The organism is Streptomyces sp. NBC_01525 (genome assembly GCF_045040405.1).
In the GTDB taxonomy this organism is placed as follows: domain Bacteria; phylum Actinomycetota; class Actinomycetes; order Streptomycetales; family Streptomycetaceae; genus Streptomyces; species Streptomyces benahoarensis.
The window spans coordinates 6,648,974-6,664,205 of record NZ_CP109397.1; the positions used below are offsets into that span (position 1 = coordinate 6,648,974).

General features: G+C 70.2%; 18 protein-coding genes and 2 pseudogenes. 7 read left to right on the forward strand and 13 right to left on the reverse strand.

All coding sequences use genetic code 11. The features are described 5' to 3' along the window. Positions 1–66: 66 nt before the first annotated feature. From OG422_RS28640 to OG422_RS28655, 4 genes and pseudogenes are all read left to right on the forward strand, one after another. A complete protein-coding gene (locus OG422_RS28640) occupies positions 67–1,566 on the forward strand; it encodes a PucR family transcriptional regulator (protein ID WP_405747057.1) in 1,500 nt (499 codons plus the stop codon). A 14-nt stretch (positions 1,567–1,580) separates the two neighbouring features. Continuing rightward, positions 1,581–2,420: pseudogene (locus tag OG422_RS28645) on the forward strand (acyl-CoA dehydrogenase family protein); the annotation flags it as partial. Positions 2,421–2,517: 97 nt separating this feature from the next. After that, complete coding sequence (locus OG422_RS28650) at positions 2,518–3,303, forward strand: electron transfer flavoprotein subunit beta/FixA family protein (protein ID WP_405747059.1); 786 nt, start codon at positions 2,518–2,520, stop codon at positions 3,301–3,303. 20 nt (positions 3,304–3,323) lie between these two features. Further along, positions 3,324–4,285 (forward strand): annotated as a pseudogene (locus tag OG422_RS28655) (electron transfer flavoprotein subunit alpha/FixB family protein). A 239-nt stretch (positions 4,286–4,524) separates the two neighbouring features. Here OG422_RS28655 and OG422_RS28660 read toward each other — a convergent pair. The 13 genes from OG422_RS28660 to OG422_RS28720 form a co-directional block, all read right to left on the reverse strand. Continuing rightward, on the reverse strand, positions 4,525–4,851 hold the full coding sequence (locus OG422_RS28660; protein WP_405747061.1) for a plasmid stabilization protein: 327 nt from the start codon (positions 4,849–4,851) through the stop codon (positions 4,525–4,527). Between the two features lie 895 nt (positions 4,852–5,746). Next, the gene (locus OG422_RS28665) at positions 5,747–6,628 is read right to left on the reverse strand and encodes a Rieske 2Fe-2S domain-containing protein (protein WP_405747063.1); all 882 of its coding nucleotides are present in this window, start codon (positions 6,626–6,628) and stop codon (positions 5,747–5,749) included. Between the two features lie 178 nt (positions 6,629–6,806). Beyond that, positions 6,807–7,472 (reverse strand): SRPBCC family protein, encoded by a 666-nt coding sequence (locus tag OG422_RS28670; RefSeq protein ID WP_405747065.1) that lies wholly within the window; start codon positions 7,470–7,472, stop codon positions 6,807–6,809. After that, entirely contained in the window at positions 7,469–7,795 is a 327-nt protein-coding gene (locus OG422_RS28675; RefSeq protein ID WP_405747066.1) for a hypothetical protein, read from the reverse strand. Before OG422_RS28675 ends, OG422_RS28670 begins: the two co-directional genes overlap by 4 nt. 5 nt (positions 7,796–7,800) lie before the next feature. Further along, positions 7,801–8,148: a hypothetical protein gene (locus tag OG422_RS28680; RefSeq protein WP_143939558.1), complete on the reverse strand. Its 348-nt coding sequence runs from the start codon at positions 8,146–8,148 to the stop codon at positions 7,801–7,803. Positions 8,149–8,265: 117 nt separating this feature from the next. Next, entirely contained in the window at positions 8,266–8,673 is a 408-nt protein-coding gene (locus OG422_RS28685; protein ID WP_143939625.1) for a gas vesicle protein K, read from the reverse strand. Then, a complete protein-coding gene (locus OG422_RS28690; protein WP_405747067.1) occupies positions 8,663–8,908 on the reverse strand; it encodes a gas vesicle protein in 246 nt (81 codons plus the stop codon). Before OG422_RS28690 ends, OG422_RS28685 begins: the two co-directional genes overlap by 11 nt. Beyond that, positions 8,905–9,720, reverse strand: a complete 816-nt coding sequence (locus tag OG422_RS28695) for a GvpL/GvpF family gas vesicle protein (protein ID WP_405747069.1) — start codon at positions 9,718–9,720, stop codon at positions 8,905–8,907. Before OG422_RS28695 ends, OG422_RS28690 begins: the two co-directional genes overlap by 4 nt. Continuing rightward, on the reverse strand, positions 9,717–10,178 hold the full coding sequence (locus tag OG422_RS28700; protein ID WP_405747070.1) for a gas vesicle protein: 462 nt from the start codon (positions 10,176–10,178) through the stop codon (positions 9,717–9,719). Before OG422_RS28700 ends, OG422_RS28695 begins: the two co-directional genes overlap by 4 nt. Before the next feature lie 7 nt (positions 10,179–10,185). Beyond that, a complete protein-coding gene (locus OG422_RS28705) occupies positions 10,186–10,449 on the reverse strand; it encodes a gas vesicle protein GvpG (RefSeq protein WP_143939554.1) in 264 nt (87 codons plus the stop codon). Between the two features lie 10 nt (positions 10,450–10,459). Further along, positions 10,460–11,173 (reverse strand): GvpL/GvpF family gas vesicle protein, encoded by a 714-nt coding sequence (locus OG422_RS28710; RefSeq protein ID WP_405747072.1) that lies wholly within the window; start codon positions 11,171–11,173, stop codon positions 10,460–10,462. Between the two features lie 3 nt (positions 11,174–11,176). Continuing rightward, positions 11,177–11,632, reverse strand: a complete 456-nt coding sequence (locus OG422_RS28715) for a gas vesicle structural protein GvpA (RefSeq protein ID WP_185993790.1) — start codon at positions 11,630–11,632, stop codon at positions 11,177–11,179. A 107-nt stretch (positions 11,633–11,739) separates the two neighbouring features. Continuing rightward, positions 11,740–12,129, reverse strand: a complete 390-nt coding sequence (locus tag OG422_RS28720; RefSeq protein ID WP_405747073.1) for a gas vesicle protein — start codon at positions 12,127–12,129, stop codon at positions 11,740–11,742. 643 nt (positions 12,130–12,772) lie between these two features. Between OG422_RS28720 and OG422_RS28725 the strand changes: the two genes are divergently transcribed. The 3 genes from OG422_RS28725 (at position 12,773) to OG422_RS28735 (ending at position 15,029) form a co-directional block, all read left to right on the forward strand. Next, positions 12,773–13,288: a 2,4'-dihydroxyacetophenone dioxygenase family protein gene (locus OG422_RS28725; RefSeq protein WP_405747075.1), complete on the forward strand. Its 516-nt coding sequence runs from the start codon at positions 12,773–12,775 to the stop codon at positions 13,286–13,288. A 419-nt stretch (positions 13,289–13,707) separates the two neighbouring features. Then, entirely contained in the window at positions 13,708–14,109 is a 402-nt protein-coding gene (locus OG422_RS28730; protein WP_405747077.1) for a hypothetical protein, read from the forward strand. A 131-nt stretch (positions 14,110–14,240) separates the two neighbouring features. After that, positions 14,241–15,029 (forward strand): hypothetical protein, encoded by a 789-nt coding sequence (locus OG422_RS28735; RefSeq protein WP_405747078.1) that lies wholly within the window; start codon positions 14,241–14,243, stop codon positions 15,027–15,029. Positions 15,030–15,232 lie beyond the last annotated feature (203 nt).

Consider the following 15,232-nt stretch of genomic DNA (forward strand, 5'->3'; position numbering starts at 1 on the left):
CGAGGCGCCGACCGCCGGAGGGAGCCCCCGTTCCGCCGCCACCCCGCCCTGTTGCACAATCACCGCGTGCCTGTCTCCGTTGCCGATCTGCTCGCCGAACCCTCCCTGCGGCTTCGGGCGCTGAGCAGCCACTGCCACGATGCGGACCGGCGGATCGGGTGGGTGTCCACGACGGAGTTGCCGGATCCGTTGCCGTTCCTGCGCGGTGACGAGCTGGTGATGACGACGGGCATGCTGGAGCGGGACGACGCCGGATGGACCCGGCTGGTCGAACGGCTGGCGGAGCTGCCGGTGACCGCGCTGTGTTTCGGCACCGGGCTGGTGCACCAGGAGGTGCCGCCCGCCGTCGTCGAGACCGCCGAGAGAACGGGGCTGGCCCTCGTCGGCTCGCCGGTCGAGGTGCCGTTCGTCCAGATCAGCCGGTGGGTGGCCGATCGGATCTTCGCGGAACGGTACGACGCGGTGCGGTCGGCCGTCACCCTCCAGGACCAGCTGGTCCGGGAACTGCTGTCCGGTCACGGGCTGCGTGGGCTGCTCCGGCGGCTGCACCGGGAGCTGGGAGCGGGGCCGGTGGCCGTGGTCGAGCAGGGCGGTCGCGTCCTGGCACGCCACCCCGCCTCGTCCCACTGGCCGGAGTCCGCCCGCTCCGGAGCGGACGGGCGGGCCCCGGAGGGAACGTCCGTGCCGGTCATGGTGGACGGCGTACCGGTCGCGGAGTTGCGGACCCGGCGCCCCACACCGCGGCAGGACATCCTGTCGTTCGCCACGAGCATCCTCGGCCTTGAAGTGGCCCGTCACCAGGCCGTGCTCACCGGCCGACGGGAACTGCTCGGCCAGGTTCTTGAGGACGTCCTGCACCGCACGGTCTCCGACGGTGACGCCCGTCGTCGGCTGGCTTCGTACGGACTCGCCGTGGACGGCCCCCATACGGTCGTCGTCGCCCGGGTCGGCGGCGACCCCGCGCGGCTGCGCAGCCTGCCGTGGACCCTGGGCCCGCTCCTGGAGCGGGCGCGGGACCGGCTGCCCACCGCCCTGGTCGACGACAGCGTGATGGTCGTCGTGCCGGACACCGCCGACGCCGGGGCCGCCGCCGGTACGGTCGCGGACCACCTGAGCATGCTGGACCCGCGGGTCCGCGTCGGCGTGGGGGAGCCGCGGCGCGGGGTGAGCGGGCTGCGGCTCGGCTACTTCGAGGCCCGCCAGGCCGCTCGGTCCGGACCCGGTGTGCACCGGGCGGCGCCGCTGAGCATCGCCGGGCTGCTGATGGGCAATCTGGACCTGCCGCTGCGGGAGCTGGGGCACGCCGTGCTCGCGCCGCTGCTGCACCATGACGAGGCACACCGGGCCGAACTCGTCACCACCCTGCGGTCGTACCTCTCCCACGACTGCTCGCCCGCCGCGACCGCCCGCGAGCTGACGCTGCACCGCAACAGCCTGCGCTACCGGCTGCGACTGCTCGAACAGCTCACCGGCCGCGACCTCGGCCGCCTCGCCGACCGCATGGAGCTGTGGCTCGCCCTGACCGCGCTGGACGCCGACCCCGCGGGCGCGCCGCCCGAGGAGTGACCGGGCGTCGCAAGGAGGAACAGCGACGCCGGTACCTCCCCGAAGTCGCCGCGGGCGAGGCGCTGATGGCGTACGCGATCAGCGAGCGCGAGGCGGGCAGCGATGTCGCCGCGATGCGCTGCCGGGCGGCCGCCGACGGCGACGACTGGGTGTTGGACGGCGTCAAGACCTGGATCACCTCGGCCGGGGTTGCCACGTACCTCATCGTCTTCGCGGTCACCGACCCCGACGCCGGCTCCCGCGGCATCTCGGCGTTCGTCGTGCACGCGGATGACCCCGGCATCGGCTACGGCGAGCCCGAGCGGAAGATGGGCCTGAAGGGCTCGGTCACCCGCGAGGTGTACTTCGACGGCTGCCGGATCCCCGGCGACCGCCTCCTCGGCGAGCGGGGGAGGGGACTGCGGGTGGCGCTGGGGACCCTCGACCACACCCGCGTCTCGGTCGGCGCCCAGGCCCTGGGCATCGCGCAGGGAGCCCTCGACACCACGGTCGGCTATGTGCAGGAACGCCAACAGTTCGGCAAGGCCATCGCCGACTTCCAGGGCGTCCAGTTCATGCTCGCCGACATGGCGATGAAGGTGGAGTCGGCCCGGCAGATGGTCTACGCCGCCGCGGCCCGCAGCTGTGTGGCCGCCCCCGACCTGACGTACTTCGGCGCGGCCGCCAAATGCCTGGCGTCCGACGTCGCCATGGCGGTGACGACCGACGCGGTGCAACTGCTCGGCGGGTACGGCTACACCCAGGACTTCCCCGCCGAGCGCATGATGCGCGACGCGAAGATCACCCAGATCTATGAGGGCACCAACCAGATCCAGCGGATCGTGATGGCCCGGAAACTGCTGCAGACACGGTGAGCGGGCCGGCACATCGACCGGGCGCCGCTTCCCCACCGGCCCCGGCACGCCAGGGCCCGACGCCCCGAAGCCACCCATCGTTCCGGAAGGACGCCGCATGACCTTGAGGATTGTTGTCTGTGTGAAGTACGTGCCCGACGCCACCGGCGACCGGCACTTCGCCGAGGACCTGACCGTCGACCGCGACGAGGCGGACGGTCTGCTCTCGGAGCTGGACGAGTACGCCGTCGAGCAGGCCCTGCGGGTCAAGGAGGCGGCCGACGACGCCGAGGTGACCGTCCTCACCGTCGGCCCGGAGGATGCGGTTGACGCCCTTCGGAAGGCGCTGTCGATGGGCGCGGACAAGGGCATCCACGTCGAGGACGAGGACCTGCACGGCACCGATGCGCTGGGCACCTCCCTCGTGCTGGCGAAGGCCGTCGAGAAGACCGGCTACGACCTCGTGCTGTGCGGGATGGCCTCCACCGACGGTGCGATGGGGGTGCTGCCCGCGATGCTGGCCGAGCGGTTGCGGGTGCCGCAGATGACGCAGCTCTCCGAGGTCGCGGTGGACGGCGGCAAGGTGACCGGCCGCCGGGACAGTGACACCGCCGGCGAGCAGCTGGAGGCGTCGCTCCCGGCGGTGGTGGCGGTGACCGACCAGTTCGGCGAGGCCCGGTACCCGTCCTTCAAGGGCATCGTGGCCGCCAAGAAGAAGCCGGTCGAGGAGTGGGACCTGGCGGAGCTGGACATCGACGCCGACGAGGTCGGCCTGGAGGGCGCGTATTCGCTGGTCGAGGACGCGGCGGAACGCCCGGCCCGTACCGCGGGCACGATCGTCACGGACGAGGGGGAAGGCGCCGAGCAGCTCGCCGACTTCCTCGCGGCTCAGAAGTTCATCTGATCGGTAGGAGTTCCTTTCCCATGGCTGAAGTTCTTGTCCACGTCGACCACGTGGACGGTGCCGTCCGCAAGCCCACCCTCGAACTGCTCACCCTGGCCCGCCGCATCGGCGAGCCGGTCGCGGTCGCGCTCGGCGCGGGTGCCGATGCCACGGCGGCCACGCTCGGTGAGCACGGCGCGACCCGCGTCCTGACCACGGACGCCCCGGAGTTCGGCGACTATCCGGTGGCTCCGAAGGTGGATGCGCTCCAGGCCGCCTACGAGGCGGTGTCCCCGGTCGCCGTGCTGCTGCCGTCCTCCGCCGAGGGCAAGGAGATCGGTGCGCGTCTCGCGGTGCGTATCGGCTCCGGCATCATCACCGACGCCGTTGACCTGGAGGCCGGTGACGAGGGCCCGGTCGCCACGCAGTCCGTCTTCGCGGCCTCGTACACCACCAGGTCCCGCGTCTCCAGGGGCACTCCGGTGATCACGGTGAAGCCGAACGCGGCGCCGGTCGAGCCCGCACCGGCCGCCGGTGCGGTCGAGGCGCTGACGGTGTCGTTCTCCGATCAGGCCACCGGTACCAAGGTGTGTCCCGCACCCCGCGGGAGTCGACCGGCCGCCCGGAGCTGACCGAGGCCGCGATCGTGGTCTCCGGTGGCCGCGGCGTCAACGGCGCCGAGAACTTCCCGGTCATCGAGGCGCTGGCCGACTCGCTCGGTGCCGCCGTCGGTGCCTCGCGTGCCGCGGTGGACGCCGGTTGGTACCCGCACACCCACCAGGTCGGCCAGACCGGTAAGTCGGTCTCGCCGCAGCTGTACATCGCCGCCGGTATCTCCGGTGCGATCCAGCACCGCGCCGGTATGCAGACCTCCAAGACGATCGTCGCCATCAACAAGGACGCCGAGGCCCCGATCTTCGAGCTGGTCGACTACGGCGTCGTCGGCGACCTCTTCCACGTCGTCCCGGCCCTGACCGAAGAGGTCAAGACCCGCAAGGGCTGAAGCCCCTCCGGCCGACCTTGCCCGCGTCGGCAGCGGCGTGACCCGGTGGCGCCCCGCAGCGGGAGCGCCACCGGGGCCGTTCCGAAGTGGTCGCACGGCGCCGTAACGATCCGGATGACGACCTGCGCGAGGTACTTCTGCGCGCCGGCGACGAGGACGGCCGGATCGCCGCGGACGAACTTTTCGCCGTGGGCGGTGACCTGCCGCGATGCCGTGGGACCGCGCATCTCGGGCGCGGTCTACCTGCCGACGGCCTTGCGCAGTTCGTCCTTGTTCATCTGCGAGCGGCCTTCGATGTTCTTACGTTTCGCTTCTTCGTAGAGCTGGTCGCGGGTGGGTCCTTGCGGGCCTTTGTGTGAGCGTTCGCCGCCGCGTTGGGGTGCGGACTTCGGGTCCTGGGTGGAGACCTTGCTCGCGGACTTGGCCTCGCCGGAGCGGGCGCGTTCCTTGTTGACGGTGCGGGCGGCGATCTCCTTGGCGCGGCGGGTCGAGGTGCCGCGCTCCTCGGCCTGCTCCTCGATGTGTTCGTACTGCCGCTCGCGCTTCCTGCTGGAACCTGCGGGCATGGCTCCTCCTCGATCGTGGGGTGCGCCGGTGCGCGCGGTGGCGGCTCAGTCGGTGGACAGGGCGGTGAGCAGGTCGCCGACCTGCGGATTCGCCAGGGCGCGGGCGACATCGGCCATGGGGTTTCCTCCTCCAGCCGGGCGCCTTGCCCGGGGCGGCCGTACGCGGCGGTGGCGTGCGCGGTGCCGCCCGCGTGACGCGGCCGAGCCCGGCGGCGCGTCGTCGTCCCGGTCGGGTGCGGGTTCCGGACGCCGTGGTGCCTCCGGGTCGGGTGGGAACAGCGGGCGCCGGGACGGCGGGGGCACGCCCGGAGGCGGTGGCCGTGGTGCCTCGGGGTCCGGCGGGAACGGCGGCTCGCGCGGGGGCGCGGGCCGGGAGGGCGGTTTCGGCCCGACGCCTCGCGCGGTCGGACCGGGCGAGCCGAAGCGCATGCGTCTTCCTGTCCCTCGGGGCGGTGGCAGGCGCCGGACGGCGTCCGGTGTGCGTGGAGTATCAGGGGCCGGGCCCGGTGGCGGAGCACCGGCCGTGCGGCTCTCGGTCTCCGCCCGTGTCTCCCGTGCGGGTACGGGCCCCTCTCCCACTGTGCGGCATACGACGGGCGGGCGCGACGGGGGCCGGTGTCGGTGGGGGGAACCGCGGCGCGGCGACTCCGCCTGCCGCGTCGGCCGAGGCGGCCGCCCACGGGACCCGCCGCCCGGTCGCCGGACAGCGTGCCGCCGACCCCTCACGTACCGTCCCTGACGGAGCCGCGCACAGCCTGCGCGCACGCCCTCCTGCGCCACCTCCACTCCGACGTCACCGCGTTGGCGGCCGTCCACCGGGACATCGCGGAACGCCGCCCGACGAGCCGGGCCCCTTCACCGTCCCACAGGACGGTGAAGGGGCGCGGCCCGCGTGTCACATGGCGTCGGACGGGGCCACACACACCTCACCGCCCGGGCGGACCGTGACCCGGAAGGACGGCTGCGGGGCGGTCGCCGGTCCGCGTACGACGGCGCCGTCCGTCAGCCGGAACACGCTGGCGTGCCAGGGGCACTCCACACATCCGTCGAAGAGCCGCCCGCCCGACAGCGGCCCGGCGAGGTGACTGCACTGGTCGGCCAGGGCCAGGATCTGGCCGTCCTTCTCCCGGACGACGAGGACGGCCACCTCGCCCACCATGCGGCGTACCGCCTGCCCCGGTGGGAAGTCCTCCAGCCGCCCGACGGGGTACCAGCGGTCCGCCACCAGATGGGGCACCGGCGCGGCCTTGTTGGTGCCCGCGCCCTGCCGGTAGGCCAGGTGCCCGCCCAGCATGCCGCCCGCCCCGGCCGCTGCCAGCCCGAGGAAGCCGAGCGCTTTGCCCCGCACCAGGTGGCCGCGGCCGCGCTGCACCCAGGAGGCCGCGTACAGCCCGGTCGCCGTCGTGCCCGCGACCGCGTGCACCAGGCCCGTACGCCGCTGCTCCGCGTGCAGCTCCGCCCAGTCCACCCACCCGGCCAGTGCCGTGGGCGCCGCGGCGAGCACTCCGGCCCCCACCAGGAACCGGGCCTCGCGCCGCGCCCCGGGCAGGGTGTCCAGGGCCGCGGCGGACAGCCAGGTGCCGAGCGGAAGTTGGACGAGCAGCGGATGCAGCGGGTGGCCGAGCGGCAGCCCGTGCGCGATGTCGCGGAAACGCCCCAGGGGGAAGGCCCGCACCACGCGCGCGAGGGGCGTGGCCACCAGGTCGAGGCCCGTCAACCGCCCCATGCGGTCGAGGGCCCGCACCACGGCGGCGGAGAGCGGCGGCCGCTCGGACACCTCCGCCGCCTCGCGAACCCGCGCGGTCCGGTCATGTCGAACGGTCGTCCTGCGCACTGTCGCTCACCCTTCCGCCGTGGCGGGGTCCCGCCACGGCCGTCGTCTCTTCCACCATAGGGACCGGCGTGGACGCCCGCACGACCGGCCGAGCGGTCCCGGTCCCCGGCTGTCAGCACCGTCATCCACGCCACCGGACAGGCCGAGGACCCGCGGGAGACTCACTCCTCCGTTTCGTCCTCGGGCTCCTCGTCCTCTTCAAGATCCCCCTCGGCTTCGCGTGCGTCGTAGTCGTCGTCCTCCGCGCCTTGCGGTTCTCCGTCTTCCCCGGCACTTCCGGCTTCGTCCTCGTCGTCCTTGAGCCCTTCTTCGTGGCTGCGGACGATCTCTCCTCCACGGATCTCGCCGCGCCAGCCCTCGGCTTCCTCGTCATCGGTGAGGGTGACGTACCGCTGGAAGTGCTTGAGGTCCAGACGCAGGCGGCGTCCCTGCGCACGCCAGAGGTTGCCGGTTTCTCGAAGAACCCGGAGGGGGTGTACTCGACTACGGCGATGACGCGCGTCAGGGCCGGTGCGAGTTCATGGAAGCTGATGGCGCCGTGGGTCGTCCCTTTGGCGCCCTCGGACGTCCACACCATGCGGTCATCGGGCACCTGCTCCTGGACGGTCGCCTGCCAACTGCGCTGGGAGAAAGCAACTTTCAGCTTCCAGCCACTGGCGACGTCATCTCTCCGGGAGACGCCGGTGACACCCTTGGTGAAGGAGCTGAACTCCTCGATCTCGGTCCACCGGTCATACACCGTACGCAAGGGCATGCCGATGTCGACGGCCTCAACGATATTGGTCACCTTGACGCTTCCGGACTTTCCGCTGCCACCCCGAAGGCACTCTTGACCGAATCCACGACCTTGTCCTTCATCGTGCCGGCCTTTTCGCTCACGAATGCCTTGACCGGATTCTCGCCACCGAGCACCCGCTTCCCGACGTCGAGGAGATCACCCCCGCCGCCTCCAGCCGTGTTTTCGAGGCCCTGTGCGAGGTCGGTCAGCTTTCCGGTGGCCGACTCCATCATCCGCTTTCCCTGGGCCGCAAGATAGGCGGAAAACTGCTCCTTGACCTGGTCCAGGCCGGAGGCATTCCTGTCCGTGGGGCTGCGCTCCTGTTTGGCCATGGGAGCTACCTCCTACGGCTGTTGCGGTGCGGGTGATTCTTCGCGGCTGCCTTTTTGGTGCGCTGCTCAAGGGCGTCGGCAACGGCTTCGAGGCGGCGGTTCGCGGTGGCCGACAGGGCTGTGCGCCCGGCTTCCAGCACCTCGCCCCGAGCTTGCTCGATGAGGGGCGCGAACTGCGGGTTCTGCGCCAGCTTATGAATGCCCAGACTGACGATTTCCCGTGGACTGAGTGGCAGTTGCTGGCCCGCCACCAGGGATGCGAGGCCGATGGCCAGCTTTCCCTTCTTGGTCCTGCCCAGGACATAGCCGGCCGCAACAGCGGCGGTGAGAGAGACTTTCGTGAAGTGATCCATGAGCGCCTCTCAAGGACGGAGAGAACCAGTCCGAGGACGCCCCGGCGGAGTGGGGGTACTTCCTCCTCCTGAGCCTCGGCCCGACTTCCTGGATTCTTTTGGTCCTCCTTTCACCGTCTATTCCTGTGGTGGCAACAACGGCCCGAGAGGCCCCAGGTCCAGATTGAGGTCCTGCATCGACAAATCGTATTGAGCGCACAGTTCCACCATGCGGCTGTGGAGGATCATCAATGTCGAACCCAGTCGCTCTTCCTGTTCCTCGGTGAGGTCTCCGGCCTCCACCCGTTGCAGGGCTTGGCGTTCCATGAGCTGCCGCAAAAGCTCGACGAGAGTGAGGACAAGCTTGATCAGGTCCCGTTCGACGGTATCGGGGTCGGCGGTGACCCGGTGTGCGGCTCTGTGTGCTTCCGGACCGGTGGAGGGGGTGATGTCCTCGGGTGCTGCGGGCAGGAGACGGAACGCGCGAGTGGCCGCGTCGGCGACATCGTCGAAGCGATTGCGGGGGGCGCGGCCTTCACCCCTCATGGTCGTCACGTACTGGGGGGACGGCGGCCCACGGGGCGGGGTTCTGCTCGCTGATGGAGACGATCAGCGCATTCAGGGAGACACGTACCAGGTCGATGTCGGCAATCGACAGCACGAGGTCACCGGTGAGGACCACGCCACCGCTGAGCAGCCGGTCCAACAGGTCGATCAGCGCGACCTGCCGGTCGGGCAACGGCTCTGCCGCCGTGGCCGGCGGCCCGTTCGCCGTTCTCATGGCGTGGCCCTCTTCACCGGCTCGGTGTCGAGGGAGGTGGCGAAGGAGTACGGGGCCCAGGGCCCGGTGGCCTCGACCCGCACGCCGGGGGCCCCGTCCGCGGTCCGCAGCACATCGGTGCAGAACCCGTCCGCGGCCTGCTGGGGGACGAGGTAGGCGTCATTGACGACGTTCTCTCCCGGCCCGCGGGCAAGCTCGCCCTGCTGCGGCCGGTGCTGGACCCGAGCGACCGCATGGCGGCGGGCGGCGGCCTCCACATCCCGGCTCACCTGCTCGGCCTCCCGGTACGCGTCCTCGCGGGCGTGCCGCTGCGCGCTGCGGTGGCTGAGGTAGGCGCGCCCCGGGCTCAGGCCCGCTTCGGCGGACGGCGCGGCGGGGCCTTCGGCGGCCCGGAGGTCTTCGACGTAGATCTTGACGCCCCACTCCACAAGCCCGGCCATCTCGGACAGCTGGGTGGAAAACGCCTCCCTGCTGTCCTTGAGCATCAGCCGCACGCGTTCCTCGTCGAGGTAGACCGTGGCCAGACGGAGCGGCAGGACCGTGGCGCGGACCGCCAGCGCCTCGATGACACGGTGGTGGGCGCGGGCGACCGTCTCCAGCCAGTCCATGTCCTCCAGATGGGCACGCAGCGCCTCCTCCCGGAAGTCCTGCGCGGGCACCGGGCTCACCGCGACCACTACGTCATCGTCCTGCCCCGCCCGCACCAGGCGCACCGGCGCGTCCGCCACGCCGGGCAGCCCGGACAGCTCCGTCTCCAGTGTTCCGTCGTCGTCCCGCGCGACGGCGTACGCATACGTGACGGCCTCGGTCATGCCTCATCCCGCCTCGTGCCGCGCGTACCGGTCCCGGCCCACTCGCCGCGTGACGCGTGGGGCGTGACGGAGTCGAGTTGACGGGCCTGGCGGCTCTCCGCATCCTCGGCCGGTGGCAGCTCGGTGCCTTCCCGTAGCGCCTCGACCTCGGCACGCAGCCGCTTGTTCTCGTCGGCGAGCGAGCGGGACCCGTCGCTGGCCCGGGAGGAGAGCGCGGGGTCGTGCTCCCACCAGTCGATGCCCATCTCCTTCGCCTTGTCCACCGAGGCGACCAGCAGACGCAGCTTGATGGTGAGCAGCTCGATGTCGAGGAGATTGATCTGAATGTCGCCCGCGATGACGATGCCCTTGTCCAGAACCCGTTCCAGGATGTCGGCGAGATTGGCCGACGAACCCTGGCCGTACGGGGCGGCCCTGGACGGCGACTCGCTCATTCTCCTGGGGACTGGCGCGGTCACGGCCACATCACCTTGCATCGTGGTCAGGGTCGGTCTGGAAATGCGCCCTGATCTCTTCGAGCTGGTCCAGCAACTCGTCCTCGCGCCGGTCGAACTCCTCCTCGTCGATGTCCCCTGCCAAGAACTGCCGCTCCAGTGCGACAAGTTCTCTTTCGACGGGCTCGGGGTCGTAGTAGCGCTCCTCCGCGGCCTCGACCGCGCGTTCCATGATCCACACCACGCCACGCACCGGCGCCAGCGGAAGGGTGGCGATGTGCGTCAACAGGCCCATGAGAGTCTCCCTAGACGAAACTGTAGGCGGGCAGCGGACCGCGCAGCCGTAGATCGAAGTCGTCGCCCAGTTCCGCTGCGAGCTTCCGCACCGAGGTACGGAATCCCTCTTCGTTGTCCCGGGCCACCAGGAAGGACACGCTCAGAAAGTCATTCCCGGCCGCCTGCGACGTGCTTTCCTCGCGGGCGAAGGGGCGCAACGCCTCGACAACGGAGGCGGCGAGCCGGTCCTGACGTATCTGAACCTCCTGCGCGACCAGTTCACCGAGGGCGAGCGGCAGTTCCGGGTTGTTCGCGCCGCTTCTGATCTGCTCGTTGAGCGCCCGTGCCTCGCCGGATTCCTCAAGAACCTGACGCAGCAGCGAATCTTCGTCCTGGGCGGCCTTGAGGTGGTATTCGGTACAGCCTTCCACGGCTCGCAGCCGTTCGGAAAGCGCGTCGGCACGCTCCTCCAGTACCGCACGAACGGCATCGTCATCCGTGGTCGTGAAGCCGAACTGGAGGGGAAGCACCGGGCCGTCAGCCATCAGGCGCTCCTGAACGTCCTGATGCGCGGCGAGGTCACGGCGTTTGGGGCGGAGATCCTCCGGGGCGTCGCTGACCACTGCCGACAGCTTTCCGCCGCGTACCGTGCGCAGCGTGGCCGGTGGGTCGCCCACACCCGGAAGGCCGTCCAGGCGTTGCGGGTGCGTGGTCGCGACAACGGAGTAGACGTACACGGCCATGGCTCACCCTTCTCGGTGCCGTGCCGGCCGACGCGTCGGCCGGGGCTGCTTCCGTGCGGGTTCCTTTTCTCGTTCCTCCGGCTCCTCGCTGTCTTCGTGCCCTTCCTTGAGGGCCCCGGAAATTGCCTCCGCGGCTCCGCTCAGGGCTCCTTTGGCCTTGCCGTGCGATCCGCCCTCGGTGATGTCGCCGACGAGATCCGTCAGCTCCTCGGGCTTCTTGGCACCGGCTTCCAGGTCGAGGCGGTTGCACGCTTCCGCGAAGCGCAGATAGGTGTCCACGCTCGATACGACAATGCGCGCGTCGATCTTGAGGATTTCGATGCCCACCAGCGATACGCGCACAAAGACGTCGATCACCAGGCCGCGGTCCAGGATCAGATCGAGGATGTCGTACAGATTTCCAGAATTCGCCCCACCTCCTCGCGCCACGGTTCCTCCGCTTTGCGGCACGACAGTCACGGTGGCTCCCTTCAGCGGGCCCGTTCCGGTCTGGTTGGCCGTGTCGTCCACGTCCTGAACGGACCGTCCACGTGGTGAACGGACCATCGGGTTGACCAGGGCAGGTCCTACATACGCGGGTCGATTTGTCCTCGGGTGTAGCGGCGGACGCGCTCGTAGGACACCAACTCACCTTCTTCGTCCAGGGTCACTCGATAGCTCGCCAGCACGCTCGTGGTGCTGGGAACGCGCTCCAGCTCCAAGACCTCCACGGCCGCCTCCCAGCCCTCGCCGGTCGGCTTGACCGTGGAGACGCTTTCGGGGGCCCGTCCCAAGAGCTCCTGTAGCTGCTCGACCGCGTACCGCATGGCGTGCGCGGCCGTCACGCGGCCCTTCGCGCGTTTCCCACCGGCGTCGCCGACTCGGCTGTCGGCCTCAGCATCGCCGGACTGCTTGGCGACCCTTTTGCCGGAGGGTCGCCGGACTCGCTCTGCCTTGTCCTCTTCGTCTGCGGCCATGCTCCCGCTCCGATATCGGAGACGTCAGATGTCTGTACCAAAATATCTGGATCAAAATACGCAAACGCGTCATTCCATGGTACTCCGATGCGTACGGCGCTTCTCGGCGCCTCAGGGCTGCCCCTCGCGGTGATTTCCGTTAGCTGACTGGCCAGTTGGGCCCATGGCCGAGGTGTCATGGGCCCGGTGGTGCCGTCGCGAACGCTTCCGCCCACCGACGGGGCGAACACGGACGGTGATCAGATGGCCGCGCTGGCGGCCTCGGATCGTCGACCGGCGCATCAGGCGGCACGGCGCCGCGGGTATGCGCGTGCTCAGGCGCTGTCGGCGAGTGCGCTGACGCCGTACATCCGCGGCGCAGTGCGCGCAGCAGAAGTACGTACCGTTCGCCCTCCGGTGTCTCCGTCGGGTTCGGCCGCGTCCGGGCGCCCTTTCAGGGGCGCGCGACACCCGCTGTCCGGGGAGAGGCATCCGCGACCGCTTCCGTACGCTTCCCGCCCCGGCGGGCCCGCTCGCCCGATGCCGCCCGGAGCGGCGATCGGCCGCGCCCAACCGTCTGGAAGCCGCTGTTGCGTCGCGTCGGGCGCGTGGAACACGGGTAGGCGTGCGAGCCTGCCCAGCACCGACAGGAAGGACGCCAGCCATGACGACCAGCCCGCCCCCGGGTGCGGACAGCCTGGCCGCGATCGAAGCGAGGATCGACCGGTGCCGGGACCGGTACGCGCTGCCCGAGGGCCATATCGCAGAGGCGGCCTCACCGTGGCTCCCCTTCGGCCCACAGGTGATGATCAAGCACCTGACGTTCGACGTCCGCAGCAACTCGGCCGCGAACGTGCTGTGGGTGCAGGCCGGCGGATCGCTGGGCCGCCACCGCCACCGCGGCCCCGTCTCCGGCTACGTCCTTGAGGGCAGCTGGCGCTACCTGGAGTACGACTGGGTCGGCCGGCCCGGCGACTTCATCCGGGAAAGCCCAGGACGCACCCACACCCTGCTCTCCGACGAAGGCATGAAGACCGTCTTCTGGCTGAACGGGCCGGTGGAATTCCTCGACGAGCACGACACGGTGACCGAGGTGATGGACGTCTTCTGGCTCATCGACCACTACGAGCGCGGCTGCCAGGAGCAGGGCGTCCCGGTCAACCGGGCGCTCTACCTGTGACCCCGGCCCCAGGGCCGGCTCCTCCGGCGCGCCGCCAGGGCCGGGTCCGGCCCGAACCGCGCCGACCGGCTGCCCCGTTCATCACATAGGGGGAGTTTCCCTCTCACTTCTGGTCGAGTGTGGCCTGCCCACTCGAAACTGGTACGGGATGCAGCGATCGTGTGATCCAACCAGGTGCGTCCCGCGTGCACAGAAGGGGGAAGGTCATCCGCAGCAGGAAATTTCACCTCACTGTCATTGCCGTACTCGCCTCCCTGGTGGTCGGGGGCATGTCGGCCCCGGCGACATCCGCGTCCGTTCACGATGATCACGCGCCGGGAGGTCCTGCTCCGCAGGTCACCGCCGCGGACGCGGTGCCGGGTGTCGCACCACCCGGCTCCGACGCGACCGCGGTCTATCGGGACGGCACGGGCCAGATCATGGATATGCACGGAGCCGAGAGCTCGGGCCTGGCCTGGGAAGCCGCGGCGTTCGGATGTACCCCGGTCAGCGGGAGGGACAATCCACACCGGTCCGGCACCGGTGTGGCGGCGTCCGGTCACGGGTGGTGGAAGAAGGGGAACTGCAGCAACGACCGCGCCAAGGTGTTCAACTGCCTTTACGAGTGGTACACGGACAACAGCTGGCGTCAGCAGGCGTGTTCACGCACCGAGACGCTCAAACCCGGTGGCGGGAGCACCCACCGCACGGCGGCCCGTCGCGACTGCCGTGGCACCGAGCGGACGTCGTGGCGCAACCACGTGGACGTCGACGTGATCGGCGAGATCGACACCGCCGAGAAGCCGATGAACCAGGCTGATGTGAACTGCCGGGTGTACTGAGGGACCGTGTCGGCTGCCTCTGAGGGGCAGACCGCGGAAGCCGCAACAGAACCACGGAGGACGATGTGCCGGAGCAGGATGCCACCGAGCAACCGGGCATCACGCCTATGGCTCGTCGCACCGCCGGAACCATGTTCGCTGCTCTCTACGGTGAGTTGGTCGCGCACTCCTGGCACGATCCCGCGTCCGAGCACGACGCCTACCAGTTGTTCCACCAGCGATCGCTGGCCATGGGCTGGCTCGACGACCGGGCGAGCACGGTGGAGGGCGACGATCCCGAGAAGCGCGCGGCCGTCGCCCCGGGACTGTGGGCCATGAACGACGCCGGGTGGAGCCACCCCCTCGCCGCCCCTGCGCCGAACCTGATCTCGTGGTTCCAGGTCGAGGCCAGCGCGGTGGCGGGGGACCGGCCGCTCCCCGTACAACCGTTCCTGCGCTGCGCCGAGGACACGACAGCGCGGATCGGTACGGTCCGTCTTTCCGCGGTACAGATCCTCCTGCCGGTTCAGGGGCTCGACGCCTCGTCACGCCCGCCCTATGCGCTCGTGCCGTCCCTGCAGACGATCGACTGGTTCGGCGAGTACAACCCACGATCGCGGACATCGGTGAAGATCCGCATCGACAGCGGGCGCGACCCGTCGATCTCCTCAGTTGCGCCGCAGCTCGCCCGCCGCTTCAGCCAGTTGGACCAAGGCGTCTTCGTGTACGGAACAAACGAACTCGCGGACCCGGACGGCGCGCCGACGCCGCCGTTCGACGACAGTTTCTGGAACGGGCCGCCCCAGCACGGCACGACTCTCACCGGCGAACTCGTGGAGTGGTCGTGTGAGGCGGTCGGATGGCTGGCCGAAGCCGTCGCCGACTCCGCCGCCGGCCTCGGTGTCCACGCGCCCCTGCTCCTCACCGTCACACGGACCTGAGCCGAGCAGTTCTTCGCGCACGCCTCTCACCGGTACGGCACTTCGTGCTCCACGCTGACCAGAAAACCCTCCGCAGACGCATCCGCCCGCACCGCCGTGAAGAGCCCACGACCACCGATCGGTCTCACCTCCCCGTACAGCCAGCCCGATACACAAGTAAGAGGGCGTCATATGAGCGACGGGCGAACCGCTGAACACCGACG